Here is a 23,478-nt window from a genome sequence, read left to right as displayed (position 1 = left end):
ATCGCAGTAGATTTCAACTCAAGCTAACCTCTCCATTTTTTGGAGAGGGTTAGCAGAGGCACTTAATTAACTTATATAAACTATTTTTTAGTCCGAAGTCTTAGTTGCTGATTTTTAATTGGGAAATTATGCAGCTTCGGACTTATGGCTAAATACTATTCAACATTTAAATCATGATGTTTTCCATTACCGTTTGTCCATCCAGTAAACGGATGATACGGTGGCTGTAACGGGCATCATGCTCAGAGTGTGTAACCATTATAATGGTTGTACCCTGTTCGTTCAAATCAGTTAACAATTCCATCACGTCGTTACCGTTGCTTGAATCCAGGTTACCGGTGGGCTCATCCGCCAGTATTAATTTAGGCTTGTTAACTACAGCCCTTGCAATAGCAACACGCTGTTGCTGACCACCAGATAACTGTTGCGGGTAGTGATTACGGCGATGCATGATCTGCATCTTGTCCAATACTTCCTCAACGCGCTTAACCCTCTCAGATGATGGAACACCAGTGTAGATCAACGGAAGTTCCACATTTTCAAATACGGTTAATTCATCAATAAGGTTGAAGCTTTGAAATACGAAGCCGATATTGTGCTTACGCAGATCGGCACGTTTACGTTCAGTAAAGTGGGCTACTTCAATTCCATTAAAAACGTAGCTACCTTCATCCGGATCATCGAGCATACCTAAAATATTAAGCAAGGTTGATTTGCCACAGCCTGAAGGGCCCATTATTGCCACAAACTCCCCTGTTTTAACTTCAATTGATAGCTTATTTAAAGCGATGGTTTCTACCTCTTCTGTACGGTAAAATTTTTCAAGATTTGTAATTTTTATCATTGGTGCCTCCTTAATTGTCCCGTTGCATGGGGTAATTTATTCTTTAGTTTATAGTTGAGTTAATTAGTTTGTTTATTGGCGTCACTTCTTTAATACCAGCTCCTGTATGTCGCCATAGGTTTCGTAGCTGGATGTAATTACCTTATCTCCTTCTTTTAATCCAGATGTTAATTCATAATAATCAGGACTCTGCCTGTTTATTTGGATATCAACCTTGTAAGCTTTACTTCCGTCATCACTTACTTTGAATATCCAGTTACCACCGGTCTGCTGAAAAAATCCACCCTTAGGCAATAACAGCGCTTGTGTTGGGTCACTTAAGAAAAGTCTTACCTGTAAAGTCTGTCCTTTTCTAATTCCTGTTGGTGTAGGGCCAACAAAAGCCATATCAACCTGAAATTGACCGTTAGCTACCTGCGTAAACACCTTTTTTATAATCAGTTTATAGGTTTTGTCGGCAAACTGAAAATCACCTGTTAAGCCCGTAAAAACCCTAGATAAGTAATGTTCTTCAACACTAACCCTAACCTTAAAGCCCGACTGCACGTCAATTTGACCTAAGGGATCACCGGCTTTTTTATCCTGGCCAATCTCTGAATCAAATGAAGTTAATTGGCCGGCAACATGTGCTTTTACAGTCAGATCGTTCACTTTTTTCTTCAAAAGATCCAATGTCTGTTTCATTTGAGCGTATTGCTCTTGTGCCTGTTGTGCTTGTTGCTTTACCAATGTAGTATCCTGCACCAGAATCTGCATGGCCAATTTTTTACGTTTTAACTGATAATCATATTGATTAACCGCAGTTTGGTATTCCTGCAATCCAATTGCCTTTTTGCTGTATAAATCCTTATCCAGTTTATAAATTCGTTCTGCTTCTTTAAAAGCAACATCCACATCAGCCATTGAATTAAGTTTGGAGATGGTGTTTTGTTGAGCAGCGTTATGAGATATTTGCATTTGCGTTTCGGCATTGTAAACAGCAGTTTGCTCATCAGCCAATCTTAGTTCAAGATCTGTATTTGATAATTTTATAATAGGGTCGCCTACTTTAAGTATAGCTCCGTCTTCAACAAACTTTTGTTCCACTCTTCCCCCATCTGTAGCATCCAGATAAATGGTAGTTAATGGCATTACCACACCATTCACCGGAATATTTTCCTGAAACGGTCCTTTTGTTATTGTGCTGATAGTTAAACGTTCAGTATCAACATCAAGCTTACTTTTGCCAGATGTAGAGTAAATGGCACCGGCAATAAGTAAAACAAGGGCTGTTATGCCGGCAATTGTCAGTATCCTTTTGGTATTCCAGGTCTTTTTTTCAATTATTCTGTCCACTGTTGTTGTTTTATATTTTGATAGTTAGTTATAAAAACACATGCCACAAATTAAATAACTGTATTTCAATAAATTAAACCACATTTAACTAAATAAGGCGTACGCTTCTGTTACAACAAGTGTACGGTTATGATACAATACTTATTTACCCGTTTATGATGTTAAGACCACTCTATTATTCATATACAACGATTAATAGTTCATAACTAACTATTTATAGCTCACCTTCTTTATTGTTTATACTTTTAGCATAAAAATTGATAATGGCTTAGTAAGTCTATACGTTATGATTCATCATAAATTTATAAACATTTGGATAATAATTGATAATTATGGTATTATTGGATATGTGTAGTAAGTACTGAGCTTTGTACCCGGCTTACAAACATATTCTTATCCACCACGAACTAAAAAATAATGATACTAAAAAAAGCTACTGTTTTAATAGTTGACGATGACCCTGACGTATTAACTGCTGTTAAACTTCTATTAAAAACAGAAGCAAATGAGGTTATTACCGAAAAAAATCCTGAAAATCTTAACTGGCTGCTTCAGCGTAACCAAGTGGATTTGGTTTTGCTTGACATGAATTTTAACAGTGCAATAAATACAGGCAATGAAGGGTTGTACTGGCTACGCAAAGTTAAAGAATGGAAGCCTGAAGTTTGCGTAATAATGATTACTGCATATGGCGATATTGATTTGGCCGTTCGCTCACTAAAAGAAGGGGCAAATGATTTTATTGTTAAGCCATGGCACAATGAAAAACTTATTGATACCATTAAGGAACTTCTAGATAAAAAAGAAGGCATTAAGCAAATCAAATCTGTTACAAAGGGAAGTGGAGGAGACACCTCTATTCTGGGTGAATCGGATGTGATGCAGGATATTTTCCACAAGGTCAATAAGATCGCTCCCACAGATGCCAATATTTTGATTTTAGGTGAGAATGGTACTGGTAAAGATCTGATGGCAAAAGCTATACATGAGCGATCATTGCGTGCAGGTAAACCTTTTGTTAAAGTGGATGTAGGTGCATTAACCGATACATTGTTTGAAAGTGAACTTTTTGGTCACAAAAAAGGCGCTTATACGGATGCCCGTGAGGACAGGATCGGACGATTTGAAGAAGCCCAGGGTGGCACTTTATTTCTGGATGAAATTGGTAATATATCGCTGCAGCAACAGGCAAAACTGTTAACTGTTTTACAAAACAGACAGGTAACCAGATTGGGAACCAATAAGGCAGTTGATGTTGATATCAGGCTGATTTGTGCTACAAATGCGCCACTTAGTGAACTTGCTAATGAAAATCGCTTCAGAAAAGATCTTATCTATCGTATCAATACGGTCGAAATTAATATGCCACCATTGCGCAAACGCAATGAAGATATTGTAATATTGGCACGCCATTTTGCCAAGCTTTATGCAAGTAAGTACTTAAAACCATCAATGGATTTTGATGCCTCAGCTTTACAGAAGTTGAAATCATATAATTATCCGGGTAATGTGCGCGAGTTACAATATACTATTGAAAGGGCAGTAATTATGGCTGATGACCATGTATTGAAACCGGATGATCTTATATTCTCTATTTTAGAAACCACTGCCGATTTAGCGGTTGATGATGATAACGTCCCATTAAGCATCATGGAGAAAAATGCCATTTTAAAGGTAATTGAAAAGCATAATGGCAATATTACCCGGGCAGCTAAAGAATTAGGACTAACGCGCACCGCTTTATACCGCAGATTAAGCAAATATGATATTTAAACGCTACGAATGGCGGCTGGTGCTGCGGGTAATATTGATGTTTCTTACCCTTACTGTTACCTCCATACTGGTGGTAAAGGGGCTGTATGTTTTTCTGGTAATCACCATTACGCTTTCTGTTTATGAGGTAATTGATCTGATCAGGTTTCAAAAAAAGGCACAGGACGAGGTTAGTCAGTTTGTTGAATCCATTCACTATCGTGATTTTTCGAGACATTTTGATGTACGTAAAGCCCCCAATGAACTTAAGCCACTGCGTAAAGGCTTTAACGAAATCAATACAACCTTTAAACTGATAAGCCGCGAACGTGAAACCCAATACCACTATTTACAAAAGATACTGGAACTGGTTGATACTGGTATATTATCATACGAACAGGAAAATGGTGAGACAGGCTGGATAAACGAAGCTTTTAAAAACCTGATTGGTGTACCTTATCTGAAAACTATCCATTCCTTACAAAAGCGCGAAGAAGTATTATACGATGAAATCATTAAGATTAAACCTGGGGATGCTAAAATAATAACGTTATCACGTAATCAACAACTGGTAAAAATTCTGATAACAGCCAGCGTGATGCGAAGCGAGGATAAAATATATAAGCTGGTGGCATTTCAGAATGTGAGTGAAGCACTGGATGAAACGGAATCAAAAGCATGGCAAAAGCTATTGAATGTAATGACCCATGAGATCATGAATTCTGTAGCCCCTATTTCGTCATTGGCCGATACCCTAAAAAATCGTTTAAAAAGTCCTGAAATTGCAAACAGTCCGGTAAGCAGTCAGCTGGAAGATCTTGAATTAGGCATTGATACCATTAAAAGAAGAAGTGAAGGCCTACTTAAGTTTACCGAAAGCTACCGAAACCTTAACAAGATTACTAAACTTGACCTCACTAAAATATTGGTTCGCAACCTGTTCGAAACGCTTAATAGCCTGATGCGACCTACTTTAGAGAAAAAACACATCGACCTTGAAATTATTTTACGTGACCCTACACTCTTCATTGAAGCCGATCTTAACCTTATTGAACAGGTAATGATTAATTTAATGGTGAATGCCGTTGAAGCAGTAAAAGACCGTGAAGAGCCACGATTAACCCTGGCGGCGGAAGTCCAGAATAACAAAATTTTGGTTAAAGTAGTTGATAATGGACTAGGAATGCCTCCTGAACTATTAGATAAAATATTTATCCCATTTTTCAGTACACGTAAAAGCGGTAGTGGAATTGGCTTAAGTTTGTGTAAACAAATTATGCTGCTGCATAAAGGCAATATCCAGGTGCAATCAACAGATGGCGTGGGCTCAGCCTTTATTTTACAGTTTAGCACAACCCATTAGGTTGATATACCGTACCAATGGCTAATCTCAATTTTAATTTGTTATTTTGCTTTGAGATTAATTCATTAACGTATCCAACAATAGTTTCATAAGGGTTGAAAAGAATTTTTGCCATATCCGGCAGCCTGCGCTCAGGGTCATCAAATCATGCTATCCTTCATTTTTTAGGCAAAATGATGCCTGCTGATACCCGCTATTTTATTTATGAAAATTTGGCGCGCATCCCTCCTTTTGATCCCGGAAATGATCATGAGCTTCCACCCGATACAGTGGCAGACCTTCGAAGCTTTATAAAGGGAGCCGACGGAATTATTATCTGTACACCTGAATATGCCTTTGGCGTACCCGGGCAGTTGAAAAACGCTTTGGACTGGACCGTTTCAAGCGGATCATTTTCTGGTAAACCTACCGCCTTAATAACTGCCTCAACTGGGGGCCAGAATGCACATGAGGCACTGATTAAAATATTAGGCGCGATTGATGCAAATTTAATAAAAGATGCAACACTTCTTATTCCTTATATCCGCTCAAAAATGGAAAGCGGCGAAGTAAAAGATCCGGGAACTAAAGAGTCTTTGCTTTCATTATTAGATGCCTTTTTAACAGCTATTAAATAGTTATTTGACTTAAGTCCTTGCAATGCTGTCAATTTGGCAACATTACTCACTTTGGAACAAGGGTTGATGATTGCAAGTATCACTAAAACGTTAACTTCAATCAATTAAAAGAATTATGCAAGAAAAAGGCACAATTTCGATCCATACCGAAAATATTTTCCCCATCATTAAAAAGTTTTTGTACTCTGATCACGAGATTTTCTTACGTGAGTTAGTATCAAATGCTGTTGATGCTACCCAAAAAATTAAACGCTTAAGTTCATTAGGACAATACAATGGCGAACTGGGCGATCTTCGTGTAGAAGTTGCTTTTGATGAAGAAGCAAAGACCATTACTATTTCTGATAATGGTTTAGGTATGACCGCCGATGAGATCAAGAAATACATCAACCAGATCGCTTTCTCCGGGGCTACCGAATTTATGGAGAAGTTTAAAGAATCAAAAGACGCCAATGAGATTATCGGTCGTTTTGGCTTAGGCTTTTATTCTGCATTTATGGTGGCCGACAGGGTTGAAATTGAAACCTTATCTTACCAGGATGGTGCCGAACCTGCACACTGGACCTGTGATGGCAGTACTGAATTTGAAATAAGCGAAGGTAGTTTAGCAGAACGAGGTACAGAAATTACCCTTCATATCAATAAAGATTCTGAAGAGTTTTTAAGTAAACATCGCCTGCAGGAAATATTGGATAAATATTGCAAGTTTTTACCTGTACCTATTAAATTTGGCACCAACACCCAGGAAGAAGAAGATGGTGTTGATGAAGAAGGTAAAACCAAATACAAATCAGTTGAAACTGATAACATCATTAATGAAACCAATCCTATCTGGACAAAATCACCAAATGATTTAAAGGATGAGGATTATCTCGACTTTTATAAACAGCTTTATCCTTTCTCAGAAGATCCTTTATTCTGGATCCACCTAAATGTTGATTATCCGTTTAACCTAACCGGTGTTTTATACTTTCCTAAACTTAAAAATGATTTTGAAGTTCAGAAAAACAAGATCAAACTTTACTCCCGCCAGGTATTTATTACTGACGAGGTAAAAGACATCGTTCCTGAATTTTTAATGTTGTTACATGGTGTAATTGATTCACCGGATATTCCGCTTAACGTATCACGCAGTTTTTTACAGGCTGATGGTAATGTAAAAAAGATAAACAGCTACATCACCAAAAAGGTAGCCGATAAATTGGCAGAATTATTTAAAAGTGACCGTAAAGCATTTGAAGAAAAATGGACAGACATTGGCCTTTTCGTAAAATACGGAATGGTGAGCGAAGAGAAGTTTTATGATAAAGCCAAAGACTTTGTTCTGTTAAGCAATACCAAAAATGAAAACTATACTTTAAACGAGTATAAAGACAAAGTAACTCCTGAGCAAACTGACAAAGATGGCCAACTAGTGTATATTTATACTAATGACCCCGCTAAACAAGATGCTTTCATTCAATCAGCCAATAAAAAAGGTTATGATATTTTACTGATGAATTCTCCAATTGACAACCATTTTATTGGCCATTTAGAGCAGAAACTGGATAAAACTTCATTTAAACGTGTTGATGCCGATGTTGCTGATAAATTGATTAAAAAGGAAGATGCCCTTGAACATGTTTTAACAGAAGAAGAAGCTACAAAAGTTAAAGACATTTTTAATAAAGCTATTAACAAACCGGCTTACAAAGTTGAACTGGAAAGTTTAAACCCCGATGAATTACCGGTAACTGTAACCATGGACGAGTTTATGCGCCGTATGAAAGAAATGGCCGCAATGGGCGGCGGAATGGGCTTTTATGGCAGTATGCCTGATAATTATAAAGTTATTGTAAACGGCAACCACAAACTGATAAGCCGCATATTAAACGAGGAAAATACTGAAGTGCAAGCTGCATTATCAAAACAGGCATTTGACCTTGCTTTACTTTCGCAAGGCCTGTTAACCGGTGCTGAGCTTACTGAGTTTGTAAACCGTAGTGTTAATTTGATCTAATAATTGAATTAAACGTTCCATATATAAACAAGAGCCACTCTTTAGGGAGTGGCTTTTTTATTTAAAAAACTTTAACTTAGTATTAAGATTTAGCATTCGTTAATATACCGCCATCACTTAACCTATTATATCATTAGTTATGAAAACATTAGTCAGAATACTCATTGTATTTACCATTTTTACTTGCGGATCAACTATTGTATTTGCGCAAAGTACAAAACAAGAAAAGCAAGCCGTCAAAAAAGCAGCTATCAAAAAAATGGTTGATAGTGGTGTTTACGTTTTTAAAGCAAACTATGCTTTACCTTTAAGAGGAAGTCAGAAAAATTTAACTCCTGATTACTATGACCTTATAGTAACTAAAGATACTATAACTGCATATTTACCTTATTATGGACGTGCTTATACAGCCCCGAATGATATCTATACAAATGAAGGTGGTATTAAATTTAAGAGTGGTAATTTCAGCTATGTTACCAAACAAAATAAAAATGGCAGCTGGCTTATTTCTATTAAGCCAAAGGATACCAACATGGCTAATTGGAGAAGTGTGCAGCAGATGACACTAAATATATCAACCAGCGGCTATGCATCATTACAAGTAGTAAGCAGTAATAGGGATATGATTTCATTTGATGGTACTATAGAAGATATAAAATCTAAATAGAAGATAATGAAATACACCAATGGACTCTACTCAAGTAATCCGGCATTGTCTTTTAACGCAACCCCTGAAAGCTTTCTTTTAAGGGCTTCATTTATTAAATAAAATATTTTTTCGGCCGCAGGTTTATGGGTTAAGCCTTGCGGCCTAATATTTGAAATACAGTTTCGTGATTCATCTGTTAAGCCTGGTTTCGGCATATAGGTAAAATAAGCTCCCATACTATCGGCTGCGCTTAGTCCGGGCCTTTCTCCAATTAACAATACCGTTAATTTCGCGTTTAAAAGATGGCCTATATGGTCTCCAATAGCTACCCTGCCCTGTTCAACGAGGCATATAGGGGCAATTTTTAAACCTGCTCTATTCAACTGAGGTATTAAAACTTCCAGTAAAGGATAGGTATTTTCATTTACCGCTGTTGCTGAAAGCCCATCTACAATAATAAAAGCAATGTCTGCATTAGTGCTATAATCTTTTAAAAGTTCGGCTGATTCTTCATTTAATTGTCGTCCAAGGTCTGGCCTTTTTAAATATTTATGCCGGGTAAGCGCTTTGCTGTGTAAGTGTAAAATGGGTAAGTTAAACGGCTGCATGCTATTTAATAAACCATCGGTATCCAGAACTGAATATACGGCATCGCGTGCATGGGCATGGGCCAACTTAAACTCCAGTGATTGTTTTATAGGAATACTGGTACCTGTACGGCCAATTGCTATACGGGCAGCAGTAAATTCCTTTAAAGAACTTAGCGGATCAGTTTTTTCAATTTCTTTATTGACCATTGTTAAACACCACGGATAAATATTGGATACAATTTAATAAAAATGCGTTAATAATTTATGTGATGGATTAAGCTGCATCAGTTCTCCACGGTCATCCACTATTCCCTGTTTTATTAACCATTGTTCAAACTCAGGAGCTGGTCTTAATCCCAACACTTTCCTTAAATATAAAGCATCATGAAATGAGGTGGATTGATAATTGAGCATTATATCATCTGAACCAGGTATACCCATTATAAAGTTACAACCTGCTACGCCTAACAGGGTAAGCAAATTATCCATATCATCCTGGTCGGCCTCCGCGTGGTTGGTATAGCATACGTCTACTCCCATTGGCAAACCGAGCAACTTTCCACAGAAATGGTCTTCTAATGCAGCGCGAATAATCTGTTTGCCGTCATATAAATATTCCGGGCCAATAAAACCCACTACTGTATTTACTAAAAGTGGCTTGTATCTTCGTGCAATGGCATAGCCCCTCACCTCGCAGGTTTGCTGGTCAACACCATGATGCCCGTTTGCAGACAGCTCACTGCCCTGCCCTGTTTCAAAATACATAACATTTTGTCCGATTGTTCCGCGTTTTAAAGATAAGGTTGCCTCGTATGCTTCATCCAACAGGGCAAGGCTAATCCCAAAGCTTGAATTTGTTAACTCAGTGCCACCAATAGACTGGAAGCAAAGATCAACCGGTGCCCCTTTATTAATCAGTTCAATAGTGGTGGTAACATGACTTAACACGCATGATTGTGTAGGTATATCAAATTGCTGGCGTACAGTATCAATCAGCGTTAATAAATTCATTACCGCTGCCGGGCTGTCTGTTGCCGGATTGATACCAATTACAGCATCGCCACTTCCATATAGTAAACCATCAATCATACTCGCAGCGATACCCTTATGGTCATCTGTTGGATGATTGGGCTGTAAGCGGGTTGAAAAATGCCCTTTTAAGCCGATAGTATTACGGAAGTGGGTAATCACCTCACATTTTTTTGCTACCGCGATTAAATCCTGGTTACGCATCAGTTTAGATACAGCCGCGGCCATTTCTGGAGTTACACAAGCTTCAATGCTCTTTAATACCAGTGCATCTGTTTCATCACTTAACAACCAATCGCGGAAACCACCGACTGTTAAATGACTGATTAATTTAAAAGCCCCTGAATCATGACTATCTATAATAAGCCTGGTTATTTCATCCTGTTCATAAGGAATAATGGTTTCATTCAAAAAAAAATTTAAAGGCACGTCAGCTAGTGCTATTTGAGCGGCAACGCGTTCTTCATAAGATTCAGCACATACCCCAGCCAACGCATCTCCTGTACGAAATGGCGATGCTTTGGCCAGCAATGTTTTTAAATCACTAAACCGGTAAACTATATCACGAACCGTATATTGATACACAATTTATTATTGAATTATTGATTGACAGAAATTGATTTAATAATAATTCAAACTTATAGATTAATTGGAGCTACCATAAAATCCTCAACTAACTTTATTTTATGTTTTCCCATTAATACAAATACTACTGAAACCCCGGCAAGCCCAACAAAAAAGTAAATACTCAGTATAAAATTGAAGTATATTATAGCAAACAGCGTAACAGCCGAAATAATGAGTGCCACGAACGGAAATACCGGATAAAAAGGAGAAGCAAATGGCCGCTCGAGGTTAGGCTCCTTAACCCGCAAAATAAACAGGCTTATCATACTCATCATATACATCAAAACTGCCCCCATTACAGATATTACTACTATCTGATTGGTTGTACCTGTATATAATGCAATAAAGCTAATCACTCCGCCTGAAATAATGGCCCAATGCGGGGTCTTAAATTTATGATTAATATTTGATAAAAACCGGGGCATATAACCGCTACGGGCCATTGCAAATACTTGCCTTGATGAAGCCAGTATTGTGCCATGGAAAGAGGCAATTAATCCAAACAAACCAATGCTGGCAAATATTTTTGTTAAATTATTGCCTTTTCCCAGGGCTATGTTAATGGCTTCAGGTAGTGGATAGTCGAGACCACTTAATTTGCGCCAGTCGCTTATGCCACCGGTAAGAATCATCACACCCAAAGCTAAAAATATGAGCGTAGCTAAACCGGAGATATAACCTTTTGGGATATTACGTTTAGGTTCTTTAACCTCTTCAGCTACCATGGCAACCCCCTCTATAGCCAAATAAAACCACACAGCATAGGGTAGCGCTGCGAAAATACCTGAATAACCAAACGGCATGGGGTGACTTACAAAATTGCTCATTTTAAAATGTGGACTTACAATACCCATAAATAGTAGCAATTCAGCAACCGCCAGTAATGTAATAAATACCGAAAAATTTGCCGACTCCTTTACTCCTAAAATATTAATGACAATAAATACCACATTAAAAAATAACGCAGAATATAAAACGGATATCTCGGGATATAAAAAATGAATATAGGCCCCCAAAGCGAAGGCTATTGCAGGTGTAGCAAACAAAAAATCAATGAGAGTGGCATAACCTGCAACCAAACCTCCAAATGGCCCCATCGCCCTATAAGCATAGGCAAAAGCGCCACCTGCATGTGGTATAGCTGTTGTTAATTCGGTATAACTAAAAATAAAAGTGATGTACATTACTGTTATCACCAAAGTGGCTATTAAAAAACCTATAGTACCCGATACTCCCCAGCCCAGGTTCCAACCAAAGTACTCGCCCGAAATAACTAAACCTACCGCAATTGCCCATAAATGAATAGGCTTTAAAACTCTTTTTAAATATTCTGTTTTTACGTTTGCCATAGGCTACTTTTTGCTGTTTATTGTCGCCTTAAAATAGTCATTGCTGCCTTAATTTCAAAATACTGTTTATTATAAAACCGTTAACATAAAGACAACATTAAAACGTTATTTTTAACAATTACAAAATATTAACTTTATTAAAACACCTTTACCTTTGTGGTGTTCCGTAAGTAATGATATAAGTTATTTTTAAACTAAAATTATGCTACGAATCAACGTTCCTTCCAATACGACATCGCAAGTAAATTTCTCAACTTTTGAAATCCTTCAATTACCGGTGCCGCCGAATGGCGTTGAAGCTGAGATTAATAACGATTTGATATTACAATTTGAAGATGAAGAGGAAGCCATTGCTTATGCTGATGAACTGGAGGCTTTATCTTATCAGTTAACTGATAAAACCGAACCCCGGTATTTAGTCGTAAATGATATTATTATGGCTATCAGGAATGACGAATTTATACAGAGTTACTCACGATAATTAATTTCAAAACTCATTAATATGTTACGTATAAACTTACCACCCACCAGCCCGAAACCGATTACCTCTGCCGATTTTAAAAATTATCATTTGCCGGAGCCTTCAAAAGGAATAAAAGGTAAAAGAAAAGACAAGGTTTTTTTGGTTTTTGATAATGAATACGAAGCTGTGATTTATGCTGACCAGTTAGAAGAGATTGTAACTACCGTTAGCAAAACCTCGCCTGTGAAAAATATTTTGAGAGATGTGGTAACAGCCATCAGAAATGATGACAGCATAAGAAATTACCTCGAAAATTCATCTATTTATACCTGGCTAAAAAGCCGCGTAAAAGGTATACGTTCGGTAATGAAGCCTTATCCTACCCTATAAAAGTAAAAGGGTTGCACTCATTACCACAGAATGCTTCCCTTTTTGTGCGGACCTAAGCTTTTAAAGTTTGGGTAATATATTTATAACTACTTTCAACGCTTGCATAAGGGTCTTTGGGCTCGTCATGCTCAACAAAGAAATGCTTCATTCCGGCATCGGCCTGATGCTCAAAAATCCGCTTAAAGTCAATTGTGCCACTGCCTACTGGAAGTATAGTTTTTCTTTCCGCATCTAAATCTTTTACATGCCAAAGCGGGAAACGACCAGGATGAGCTTTAAATAATTCAACGGGGTCTTGTCCTCCTTTAACCGCCCAGGCCAAATCAAGTTCCATTTTAACATTTTCGGAATTTGTTTCGGTTAAGAGCAAGTGATAAGGAATTTTTCCATCTATATCGTGAAACTCCATATCATGATTATGATAGGCGAATTGGATACCCACTTTTTTAGTTGCTTCTCCTGTTTTGTTTAATACCTCAATGGTGGATTTGATCTCGTCTAAAGTTCCTGTAGGTGAATTGGCACACACCAGGTATTGTATGCCACCTTCTGCTGCTTCATCAACTAGTTGCTGCATATTTTCCCTCAAATTTCGCATGGGCGGGAGTACCATAGGCTTGCCATCAGCCCCAAGCGGCATTTTATAGCCTTTTGGTAATTTAAAAGGGGCTCCCAGCACATGGTGCGATTTCCATGACATTCCCAAATCGTTCACCAACGCTTTAAATTCCTTTGGTTTCAAACCATAATAACCACCTTTTTTACTAAAAGCTGATTCCATTTCTTTATAGCCTATTGCAGCTATTTTAGTCAATGTTCCTTTTACATCCTCATCAATAACTCCAAAAAAAGTAAAAAGCTGCAGCCCAACAGGATGTTGTGGAGCCATGAAATTGAACAATGAACCAGCTTTTCCTGAAAAAGCTATACTACCAAGTGCCAGCGTACCTGCACCCTGCAAAAATTTGCGCCTGTTTAAATTCATGTTAAAAAGTAATTTAGTTTATGTGGTTACGTAAAACTAAATGATTAAAACTGAATTAAAAAATTTATTGTGTCATTTAAACACATTAAACACAAAACCTGGTTTACATATGTAAACAGTTAGCTATCAATCCACTCCAACCTGTTTGGTGGGATGCCCCTACTCCCCGGCCGTTATCACCATCATAGTATTCGTAAAACAATATATAATCTTTAAAATTGGGATCAGTTTGCATTTTATTATAATGCCCAAACACAGCCCTTTTACCATCTTTATCTTTTAAAAATAAGCTGGAAACCCTGTTGTATAATTCATCGGCCACCTGTTGCAGGTTCATGAAATTTCCAGAACCTGTTGGGCACTCAATTTTATAATCATCACCATAATATTCGTGAAACCTGTTGAGGCTTTGGATAAACAAAAAATTTATTGGTATCCAGATTGGGCCTCGCCAGTTGCTGTTGCCCCCAAAAAGTCCGCTATCACTTTCAGCAGGTGTATACTTAATGCTGAACTCCATACCGTCAAGTGCCACGTGATACGGATTATTTAAATGATATTTTGAAACCGAACGGATACCATGAGGACTCAAAAACTCATTTTCATCCAGCATATATTTAAGCAATGATTTCATCCTATAACCACGCAGCAAACTTATTAAATGCTTACCAGGAGTTCTTGTTTCCGTCCACCGTGAAATAAGCGAAGCTAAATCTGGCCTGTTCTGGGCAAACCAGGATAACCTATCTCTGAATATAGGGTTATTTATAATATCACTTTCATCCAAAACTTCAGCAGCAAATAAAGGAATCAATCCAACAATACTCCTCACCTTCATTTTCTCAACACCATCATTCGGCAATCGCAATTGGTCATAAAAAAAGCCGTCAGCTTCGTCCCAAAGCCCTTCGTTGTCCTTGCCTAAATTAGACATTGCCCCGGCTATGTAAATAAAGTGCTCAAAAAACTTACTTGCAATGTCGTTATAAGCCTTATTGGTTACTGCCAGCTCTGCTGCAATACGGAGCAGGTTTAAGGAGTAGGTTGCCATCCAACTGGTTCCGTCGGCCTGTTCTAACTGTTCACCCATTGGCAACTGGGCATTTCTGTCAAATACGCCAATATTATCAAGGCCTAAAAACCCACCTTCAAAAATATTATTACCCTGGGCATCTTTACGATTTACCCACCAGGTAAAGTTTAGCATCAGCTTATGGAAAATGCGTTCTAAGAAATAGGTATCTCCTTTGCCATTATTTGCTGCTTTATCCAGCTGGTAAATTTTCAGTGTAATCATGGCATGAACTGGTGGATTGGCGTCACCAAAGTCCCATTCGTAGGCCGGCAGCTGCCCATTAGGGTGCATGTACCAGTCTTTTACCAGTAGCGTAAGCTGATTTTTGGCGAAAGCCATATCAACTGTTGACAATGGCAAACAATGAAACGCGAGATCCCAGGATGCAAACCAGGGGTACTCCCATTTATCCGGCATTGAAATAATATCCTTTGTATTTAAATGCATCCATTTGCTGTTCCGACTTTCAGCTCTTTCCTTAGGAGGCAACGGTTCAGCTGGATCACCATTGATCCAGTGACGGACATCATAATAATAAAATTGCTTGCTCCATAACATACCAGCAAAAGCCTGGCGCTGTACTAACCGTCTGTCTGCATCTTCATTACGCTTTTGTATATCGTTATAAAACTCATCAGCTTCTATAACACGAGCGTTAAATATCTGATCGAAATCCACAAAAGAGGTAGATACACCTTTTGATAACCGGAGCCGTAAAGTTATGCTACCATCTGCCGGTACTGTGCAATCATAATTAACACTTGCCTTAGTTCCGTTATTCTGCCGATTAATGGTGTCGCTTCCATGAACAATATAATCGTTTATGCCATCTTTATAAAACTTTTTGCCATCCTCATAATTGTATAACCGCTTGTTATTGGTTTCATTTTCGCAAAACAATATCTCAGGTGCCCCTTCTGCGCATAACCAAAATTGACCCAGTGTTTTATGATAAACGCTAACTATACCTTTTGAATCGGACGACATTTCGGGTATATAATCATCATATCCCCACGACCATGTATTACGAAACCAAAGCGTTGGTAATACATTTAACTTAGCCTCCTTATCCCCACGGTTATGAACAGTAATTTTTATCAGGATATCATCTGCAGCACTTTTAGCATATTCAATGAATACATCGAAATAGGCATCTTGCTCAAATAAACCCGTATCAATCAATTCAAATTCCGGATCATTGCGACCACGTCTTTTATTTTCATTAACCAGCCAGGCATAAGGATATTCGCCCTGCGGATATTTGTATAGCATTTTTTGGTAAGAATGCGTTGGCGTGTTATCCAAATAATAATATAACTCCTTAACATCTTCCCCATGATTGCCTTCGGGATTGCTTAAGCCGAAATAACGTTCTTTAATGATAGGATCTTTTTTATTCCACAAAGAAACAGCAAAACAAAACAATTGATCATTATCGCAGATTCCACCAATACCCTCCTCACCCCAGCGATAGGTTTTACTGCGGGCCATATCATGGGTTATGTAGTTCCAGGCATCGCCGTTTGCACTATAATCTTCACGCACTGTTCCCCATTGCCGATCACTTACGTATGGCCCCCATTTTTTCCAGGTGGAATCTTTTAATCTCAATTGCTCTGCGTTCATAAAAAATTGGTAGTGTTTTGATTTAATAGATAATGCTAAAATATAATGTTACTGTACATAAGGATCAAAAGACAGGCTTTTAATTTATTTTTATATTATCCCCACGCTTTTCTTAAAAAACGGAGCCAATTACCGTGCATCATGTTTTCTATATCGCTTTCGGTATAACCTCGTTTTTTTAACAGCGAAGGGATTTTTTGAAGATCAGCAATAGTTCCCAAATCATAAGGGCATTGTTCGCGGCCGAAGGCTCCATCGAGATCTGATCCTATACCCACATGCAATGCATTCCCAGCTATCTGACAAATATGATCGATATGATCAATCATTACATCCAGGTTACAGTTCATTTCACGCGGATCGGACACTCCCCTAATCCAACCCGGAACCATCATCCAGGCATCTAAGGCTCCACCTATCACTGCGCCACGATCAATTAATGCTTTTATCATTTCATCACTAAACTGCCTATTATGATCAACAAGAGCCCTGCAATTATTGTGGCTTGCCCAAACATGTCCATTAAAATGATCCAATGCTTCCCAAAAGCAATCATCACATAAATGCGTAGCATCCAGAATAATATTAAGGCGCTCCATTTCCTTCAATAAATCATGCCCATGTGGCCCCATAGGCCCTGTTGCATCGGTCCCTTGGGCATACCGGCCAGGTCCGTAATGTGCAGGCCCTAATGCTCTTAATCCGTAATTATAAGCACGCTCCAGATGGGCAACGGTTACTATAGAATCGGCGCCTTCTAAACTTAAAATATAGCCAACAGGCTTTTTATCATTGGGTGTATTATCACTCCAGAGTTTTAAATGTTTTTCAAGGCTTTGCAAATTATTAACCTGCACCATTTCGCCCGCATCTTCCATCGCTTTATACCAGGCAACCTGCCCTTGTGTTTGGGCCCATGCCTGCTCTGGCGAATGCCAGCCGGGCAATGGATTATCAGGAGCTACATAACGGCCAATTTGGGTGGCTACTACCAGTCCTATATTGCCTTTACGCAATTCAGGTAAGGAAACTACTCCTTTTGCACGATCTGGCTTATCCGTTAACCCAACTTCCCGTGCATTTATAGCAGCAATGGGTTGGCGCAGGTCACGGTTCCATTCAATGGCGTTCATGCTTAAATCTAAATGGGCATCAATAGCAAACATGGTATAAGTTTTTATGTAGGAAGATACTAAACAGAGACGAAATGCATCTCGTTTTTACAAATTAAATGGTTATTCTACGATCACGGGCCAGATTTAACCATTCGCCATGCGTTTTATTGTCTTCAATAGTAATAGCCCTTTCATATAAAGCTACGGTTGGGCAAATATGATAAGGCAAGCCATATAATATGTCACCTATTTGATATTCATGGCCCGCAACTGCTTCAGCAACCAGGTGCTCTTCACTTTGGCTTATCATTTTAAGCTCTGGAGCATTCAAAAAATAAATTCTTTTGGCTAATTCATTTTCAGCACTTACTGATTTATGACCAACATCAATACATATTTTTGTTTCGTCGGGTAAGGACATTACCCTGGCTACCACCAAAGCTGCCGTTAAGAATAATTGTTCTGTTAGTTCATTTTCATATCCTGCATCCCAATAAACAAATGTGCCTGGACTACATTCAATACCTTTTCTTTTTGCATGAATTGGAAAAGTTGGTGAGCCACCGGCAACAATAACAGGGTCAAAGCCTTTTTCAATCAAATCATACTGTAATTTCAATACCGGCGCAAAAGAGTCGTTACATTTTTGGGTACGTATTTTAAAATCAGCATCGTGAAGATGCCCGTCATAAGCATGCAAACCAACAGGATTTACGCCTGGTAAGATATCACAATCCATATAAAGCTGAAAAGCCCTTTCATCAGGTGCTATACCAGTACGGTTTTGGCCAACATTTAAATCAATATAAACAGTAATTTCCGATTCGTTATACAAAGCTACATCAGATATAACAGTAGCCGCATCAAGACTATCAACCAGGCAGGCAAATTTGGTATCGGGATAGTCAAACATCAATTGCCCAAACCTGTTTATTTTCTCACCAACAAGTTGGTACGCCAATAAAATATCCTTTGCACCGCTCATTGCCAGCATCTCCGCTTCGGCAATAGTGGCGCACTTAAACTTACTTATACCAGCTTCTATTAATAATTGAGTAACCTCTTTGCATTTGTAGGTCTTTGCATGGGGGCGTAACCTTTCAACATCATCAATTCTGGTTTTTAATAAAGCAATATTTTGTTTTACCCTGGCGGGATAAACCACCAAAGCCGGCGAATCCAACTCTTCGGCATTATCAATGATGTACCAATCTTTTTCAGTCATAAGTTTATCTGAAATTTTGGACTTAATATTTAAAAAAGTTCAAACATGGCTTCTATTTCAACCGGAATATTATCGGGTAATGATCCCATCCCAACAGCACTACGAACCCCTACACCATTATCTGTACCCCATACCTTTGCAAATAACTCGCTGCAACCATTAATAATGAAAGGATGTTTTTCAAAATCGGAAGTACAGTTAACCATACCCAGTGTTTTTATTACTCTTTTTACCTTATCAAAGCTCCCTAAATTGGCTTTGATGGTAGCCAGCATGGTTAAACCAACCTGCTGCGCTGCTAATTTACCTTCTTCGGCAGTAAAGGTATCGCCAATACGGCCAATAATAAGCGTTCCATCATTCTGAACCGGGCCATGACCTGACAGATAAAGGTATTTACCATCAATTAAATAGGGTTTATAAACGCCAAGGGGCTTAGGTGCAGGCGGCAGGGTAAGTCCCAGTGCTGCAAAATTTTGATCGGCAGTGTTCATGTTTTTAATTCATTAATTAAAAACAAACATAAAATAAAAAGCCGGGTATCTCACGCCCGGCTTTCTCTTAAATCAACTAAAATTAAAATTTCACAGTGACACCTACATTTACAACATAATCTGCAAAAGCAGCATCACCATGTGTATAAACCCCTGTTATTTCTGTTGTCCTGATATCAGGCACACTTTGCGTGCGATCACGAATAATAGCAATTGGCACGTAAGCATATAAAGCAATATTTTTAAAACTATAAGTTATGCCTGGTTCAGCAGCTATAATGTATCCAGGTCTTCTGAATCCGTCACTTCCTCCAATAAGATCATGAACAGGTAAGCAATCATCTCTTACTCCTAGCGAAAAATTAAACTTTTTAACCGCCAGGTCAGCACCAAACCTAATGAGGTATTGATCTGGTACGCTTAATACATCTCCTGTAGTTGCAATTGTTGTTGCACTTGCAGGAGTTGAGGAACGTAGTGTTCCGTTTACATCCCTTGGGTTTGCCAAATAAAAGAAGTTACCATAGAAGCCAAATGAATGAGTGAAATTATAGTAGGAATTAATACTTAAGGAAACACCCGTTCCGCCATCACCTAACTGGATAGATTGGTCAACCGGGCCAAGCGTTCTTGCGCCTGTAGCACCGTTTAAGAAATAGTCCTGATAATTATCTGCTCCTGTTGCAAGCTTGACGCCTAAACCAACCTGCACGTTTCCTTTGGTAGCTTTTTTAGGATTGAATAACCAATAATATCCTGTAAAGCTGATATCACCAACCCCAAATGAATGTGTGCTAAAACGCGTACCGCTGCTCACTTGCGAACGACTGTTATCAGCAAACGGAATATCTACCGTTGCTGACCAACGATTATCAAACACACGGGTAAATGAATTATCCTGAGTAAAAACTTTATTAATGACATTGTTATGCAAAGCCGTGCGTTGAAATTGCTCCTGCTTGCCTATAAAGTGTCTGAACGATTTATAGTAGCGGTCATTATTATTGTATAACCAATATCCCCCTAGGTTACCAGAACTGTCAGGATGTTCATTCATTTCGCAAATCCCACCAGTACTCCTTATGGCAACACAGCCCTGTGCCATAATATGCTGATTAGTAAAAAGTATAAACAAGCATGCAGATATAAATAATTTGTAAAGTTGTTTCATAATTGATTTTTCTTTATTAAATTTCAATAATTGGTTCGTTTAATAATGGCTCCATAAACGGAGCCATTACCTGCTCTCATACAGGATTTTTTAATCAACTATATCTTTTAATTTCCGGCACCGTCTGATTGAGCTCTTTTAACAGCATACTGCCCAACTGCTGCACCTGTTGTAAGACCAACTTCAACATCACTGCGATAATGAATAGCACCATACAAGCGTGACATTGCCGCTTGATTTGCCAGATCTGTAAACTTAGTTCCCCTATCGGGTAATAAATAAGTCAATACGGTTGCAGCAGCTGCACTGAAATTAGAGTGTCCTGAAGTGTATGATGGAAAATTGGGTATTCCTGTTAATGTTTTTATGTTTGGATTGGCCTGTGTTGGGCGTTGGTTAAAGTAATAATATTTGGTATCCCAGCAACAAATGGCCACATCCATTTCGGCCATGTTTAATAATGCATAATTGCGGGCCCAACGTACTTCACTGTAATTTTGTTTTACAAATTCAGTTTCTGCAATGGCGTTCCAATGTCCGGGAGGAGTATATGTACCGGCCCCATCAGCCCAAAATTCAACTTGCTCCTGATGTTCACGTGTTGGATTTTGGCTGTATGATAGTACTTCGGCAACCTCCTTTTTAAAGGCATCTGAATTAGTTAGGTTTGGAGGGCCTGGCCTTAATGCTTTTACAGTAGTGGTATCAAACAAAAACGGAATCACCTTACCAAATAATGGAAGCATCGGCGGTCTTGAAGGTGATTCAAGGCTTATCCAGTAAGCTTCGCCTTTTGCGGCTGTATTAACCTGTAATTGGGTCCATTCTGCAGGGGTGCCAATTGCCTTGCCTGCGTTATCAGCGCGGGCACGGGCAGCAAAAACATCAGCCACTTGTGAACCTAATGACTCCCCTGCTGTTAATTCACCACGCACATTAGCGCCTGCCATAATACGGTATTGTATTTCTTCGGCTGCCTTCTGTTCAATGTAAGCAATTTCAGTAGGGAATAATAGCTTCATTATTTCAACCGTGGCGCCGGCAACAACTGCGTCTTCACTCGGATATGATGGCAAAGCTGATTTAGGAATTAATGCCTGTACACCGGCTAAATTATAGGGTGCTGCACGGTTATATAATTTTTTAAAGTGATAAGCAGCAATCAATGCATCATATTGCGCAGCACTAACATATGCATAGGCTCTTGCGGCATATGGTGGATTAGAGAACGGAAATTGCGGATAAGCAAATGGATTGGTTGAACTTGGTGCAGGATAGGTACCATCTGCATTTTGATATGGAGGCAAATTATGTTTAGCCACCAAATCACGAAGAATTTCGTTCCAGCGAAGTACTGCTCCAGCACTCCAATATTGAATAATAGCTTTCTGATCACTTGTCAAGCTGCTTTGATACGCTTTTATTTCATTTAAATCAGCTACATAAGCTGGAGAGGTAACAGCATCAGGCGCTGCTACGGTAAATACAGACGGATCAGTAATTAATACTGGTTTCCATGTATCAGCATTCAGATCAATATTTGATGGTGTAAGTGCCGCGTAGCTACTTGTACGATCAATTACAGTTTTATTGCATGACCCTAAAAAAACTATTGCTGATAAGGCTACCGGCAAAACGATATATAGTATGTGTCTTTTCATGGTTATCTTATTTTTTATCTTTTTTCGAAAAATCAAACAGGTACAATACTCCACCAAAGAAATCAGTGGTTTGGCCAACATTACGGCCATCCAATACATGATTACCCCCAGCGGTAAGTTCCAATCCCGCCACTTTACTAAAACTATATTTAAACAACAATCCGGCTGTAGTCATATTCATTTCATTACTTGGAAAAGGCATATCATTTTTTCGGATGTCAAAACCACCGTGGGTAGTAGTTTGTGATATGATAGCTTCTGCATTAAACTGTAAACTGCGGAAGCCTGTACTGAAAAGGAAATTGGTAACATTGGGCATATAAACCTTGTTACTGTAAATTTCTTCTGTGGTATAATAAGCGTCCTGATCAATGGTGATATCGCTTCGCTGTACATATTGAGCGGCTCCGGCTACGAAAAATCTACCTGTTTGATAGTTTACAAGGCCACGCAATGAAGCGGTTGTACTATGCAGGCCTATAGAAACGGGCAAAAAATTAGGCTCATAATTACTTAAAGGTATAGTACCTTCAGCAATGGCATGCAGGCTAAAAATGCCTTTGCCTATTTCTGTTTGAAAAGCCAGCCATTTTAAAGAAATACTAAGATCCTGAAAACCACTCTGCCCCTTTAAAGTGCCCCGGGAAGCATTTGTTGTTACATATGGAATTCCAAATAAAACATCGAGCTTGTTGGTTATGCCATAATTACCCATTACAGAATAGGTATTATTGGTTAGAGTACCAATATTGCCGTTGTTACGTTTAAAAGTTCCTTCCCAATAGTTTTGCCAGCTACTATGGTCATACATCAATTCGCCACAAAAAACATTTTGGGGAATCATTAAAGCATCGGCATTGGTTTGGGCGTTGGCAATTTTTGAGCACAAGCTCAAAAAGCATATTACCACAAAGTACCGATTAAAATACAATCGTAAAAATTTAATCATAAATGGTTAATTAAAAAACAAGTAAAATCAAGAAGAAATACTGAATAAAGCATTCTATATGGAACACTATGGGCTAAACTTTGTGAATAGCAGATCAATCAGCAGAAAGATAAACCATCTTAGATTTGAGGAAATCTGATATATCAAACAAGTTTTGAAACCTTTAAACA

Annotated in this window: 20 protein-coding genes; 7 read left to right on the top strand and 13 right to left on the bottom strand. The window is 38.5% G+C overall.

The window, feature by feature from the left end; translation table 11 throughout:
* Positions 1 to 166 precede the first annotated feature (166 nt).
* Both JN11_RS02960 and JN11_RS02955 read right to left on the bottom strand, forming a co-directional pair.
* The gene (locus JN11_RS02960; protein ID WP_144909462.1) at positions 167 to 844 is read right to left on the bottom strand and encodes an ABC transporter ATP-binding protein; all 678 of its coding nucleotides are present in this window, start codon (positions 842 to 844) and stop codon (positions 167 to 169) included.
* Positions 845 to 925: 81 nt separating this feature from the next.
* Positions 926 to 2,179: an efflux RND transporter periplasmic adaptor subunit gene (locus JN11_RS02955; protein ID WP_144909460.1), complete on the bottom strand. Its 1,254-nt coding sequence runs from the start codon at positions 2,177 to 2,179 to the stop codon at positions 926 to 928.
* A gap of 417 nt (positions 2,180 to 2,596) precedes the next feature.
* Here JN11_RS02955 and JN11_RS02950 point away from each other — a divergent pair, with 417 nt between their 5' ends.
* From JN11_RS02950 to JN11_RS02930, 5 genes are all read left to right on the top strand, one after another.
* Complete coding sequence (locus JN11_RS02950) at positions 2,597 to 3,952, top strand: sigma-54-dependent transcriptional regulator (protein WP_144909458.1); 1,356 nt, start codon at positions 2,597 to 2,599, stop codon at positions 3,950 to 3,952.
* Positions 3,942 to 5,294: a sensor histidine kinase gene (locus tag JN11_RS02945; RefSeq protein WP_144909456.1), complete on the top strand. Its 1,353-nt coding sequence runs from the start codon at positions 3,942 to 3,944 to the stop codon at positions 5,292 to 5,294. The genes JN11_RS02950 and JN11_RS02945 overlap by 11 nt, the downstream gene beginning before the upstream one ends.
* Before the next feature lie 95 nt (positions 5,295 to 5,389).
* Positions 5,390 to 5,911 carry an NADPH-dependent FMN reductase gene (locus JN11_RS02940; RefSeq protein ID WP_144909455.1) on the top strand — a complete coding sequence of 174 codons (522 nt, stop codon included), beginning with the start codon at positions 5,390 to 5,392 and terminating at the stop codon, positions 5,909 to 5,911.
* 115 nt (positions 5,912 to 6,026) lie between these two features.
* Positions 6,027 to 7,910: a molecular chaperone HtpG gene (htpG, locus tag JN11_RS02935; RefSeq protein WP_144909453.1), complete on the top strand. Its 1,884-nt coding sequence runs from the start codon at positions 6,027 to 6,029 to the stop codon at positions 7,908 to 7,910.
* Positions 7,911 to 8,049: 139 nt separating this feature from the next.
* Entirely contained in the window at positions 8,050 to 8,577 is a 528-nt protein-coding gene (locus JN11_RS02930; RefSeq protein ID WP_144909451.1) for a DUF4251 domain-containing protein, read from the top strand.
* Positions 8,578 to 8,603: 26 nt separating this feature from the next.
* Here the strand turns inward: JN11_RS02930 and eutC are convergent, their stop codons facing one another.
* Genes eutC through eat form a run of 3 tightly spaced genes read right to left on the bottom strand, consistent with a single transcriptional unit; the run spans position 8,604 to position 12,154 of the window.
* Positions 8,604 to 9,356 (bottom strand): ethanolamine ammonia-lyase subunit EutC, encoded by a 753-nt coding sequence (gene eutC / locus JN11_RS02925; protein WP_144909449.1) that lies wholly within the window; start codon positions 9,354 to 9,356, stop codon positions 8,604 to 8,606.
* Between the two features lie 33 nt (positions 9,357 to 9,389).
* Positions 9,390 to 10,763 carry an ethanolamine ammonia-lyase subunit EutB gene (locus JN11_RS02920; RefSeq protein ID WP_246138928.1) on the bottom strand — a complete coding sequence of 458 codons (1,374 nt, stop codon included), beginning with the start codon at positions 10,761 to 10,763 and terminating at the stop codon, positions 9,390 to 9,392.
* Positions 10,764 to 10,816: 53 nt separating this feature from the next.
* Complete coding sequence (eat, locus tag JN11_RS02915; protein WP_144909445.1) at positions 10,817 to 12,154, bottom strand: ethanolamine permease; 1,338 nt, start codon at positions 12,152 to 12,154, stop codon at positions 10,817 to 10,819.
* Between the two features lie 202 nt (positions 12,155 to 12,356).
* Between eat and JN11_RS02910 the strand changes: the two genes are divergently transcribed.
* A complete protein-coding gene (locus JN11_RS02910) occupies positions 12,357 to 12,635 on the top strand; it encodes a hypothetical protein (RefSeq protein ID WP_144909443.1) in 279 nt (92 codons plus the stop codon).
* A 21-nt stretch (positions 12,636 to 12,656) separates the two neighbouring features.
* Positions 12,657 to 13,007 (top strand): hypothetical protein, encoded by a 351-nt coding sequence (locus JN11_RS02905; protein WP_144909441.1) that lies wholly within the window; start codon positions 12,657 to 12,659, stop codon positions 13,005 to 13,007.
* A gap of 52 nt (positions 13,008 to 13,059) precedes the next feature.
* On the opposite strand, the gene JN11_RS02900 is transcribed toward JN11_RS02905, so the two are convergent.
* The 8 genes from JN11_RS02900 to JN11_RS02865 all read right to left on the bottom strand — a co-directional run bounded on the left by JN11_RS02900 (position 13,060) and on the right by JN11_RS02865 (position 23,308).
* Positions 13,060 to 13,992 (bottom strand): sugar phosphate isomerase/epimerase family protein, encoded by a 933-nt coding sequence (locus JN11_RS02900; protein ID WP_144909439.1) that lies wholly within the window; start codon positions 13,990 to 13,992, stop codon positions 13,060 to 13,062.
* A 103-nt stretch (positions 13,993 to 14,095) separates the two neighbouring features.
* Positions 14,096 to 16,693, bottom strand: a complete 2,598-nt coding sequence (locus JN11_RS02895; RefSeq protein ID WP_144909437.1) for an MGH1-like glycoside hydrolase domain-containing protein — start codon at positions 16,691 to 16,693, stop codon at positions 14,096 to 14,098.
* A 95-nt stretch (positions 16,694 to 16,788) separates the two neighbouring features.
* Positions 16,789 to 17,859, bottom strand: coding sequence for a dipeptidase (locus tag JN11_RS02890; protein WP_144909436.1), 1,071 nt, complete (start codon positions 17,857 to 17,859; stop codon positions 16,789 to 16,791).
* 61 nt (positions 17,860 to 17,920) lie between these two features.
* Complete coding sequence (locus JN11_RS02885) at positions 17,921 to 19,033, bottom strand: D-TA family PLP-dependent enzyme (RefSeq protein WP_144909434.1); 1,113 nt, start codon at positions 19,031 to 19,033, stop codon at positions 17,921 to 17,923.
* Positions 19,034 to 19,062: 29 nt separating this feature from the next.
* Positions 19,063 to 19,527 carry a RidA family protein gene (locus tag JN11_RS02880; protein WP_144909432.1) on the bottom strand — a complete coding sequence of 155 codons (465 nt, stop codon included), beginning with the start codon at positions 19,525 to 19,527 and terminating at the stop codon, positions 19,063 to 19,065.
* An 82-nt stretch (positions 19,528 to 19,609) separates the two neighbouring features.
* Entirely contained in the window at positions 19,610 to 20,698 is a 1,089-nt protein-coding gene (locus JN11_RS02875) for a hypothetical protein (RefSeq protein ID WP_144909430.1), read from the bottom strand.
* A gap of 107 nt (positions 20,699 to 20,805) precedes the next feature.
* Entirely contained in the window at positions 20,806 to 22,359 is a 1,554-nt protein-coding gene (locus JN11_RS02870) for a phosphatase PAP2 family protein (RefSeq protein ID WP_144909428.1), read from the bottom strand.
* A 7-nt stretch (positions 22,360 to 22,366) separates the two neighbouring features.
* Positions 22,367 to 23,308 carry a transporter gene (locus JN11_RS02865; RefSeq protein ID WP_144909426.1) on the bottom strand — a complete coding sequence of 314 codons (942 nt, stop codon included), beginning with the start codon at positions 23,306 to 23,308 and terminating at the stop codon, positions 22,367 to 22,369.
* Between the last annotated feature and the right edge of the window lie 170 nt (positions 23,309 to 23,478).

This window comes from Mucilaginibacter frigoritolerans (genome assembly GCF_007830615.1).
GTDB classification, from domain to species: domain Bacteria; phylum Bacteroidota; class Bacteroidia; order Sphingobacteriales; family Sphingobacteriaceae; genus Mucilaginibacter; species Mucilaginibacter frigoritolerans.
The sequence above is the reverse complement of the archived record's forward strand: the minus strand, read 5'-3'. Positions and strand labels throughout refer to the sequence as shown.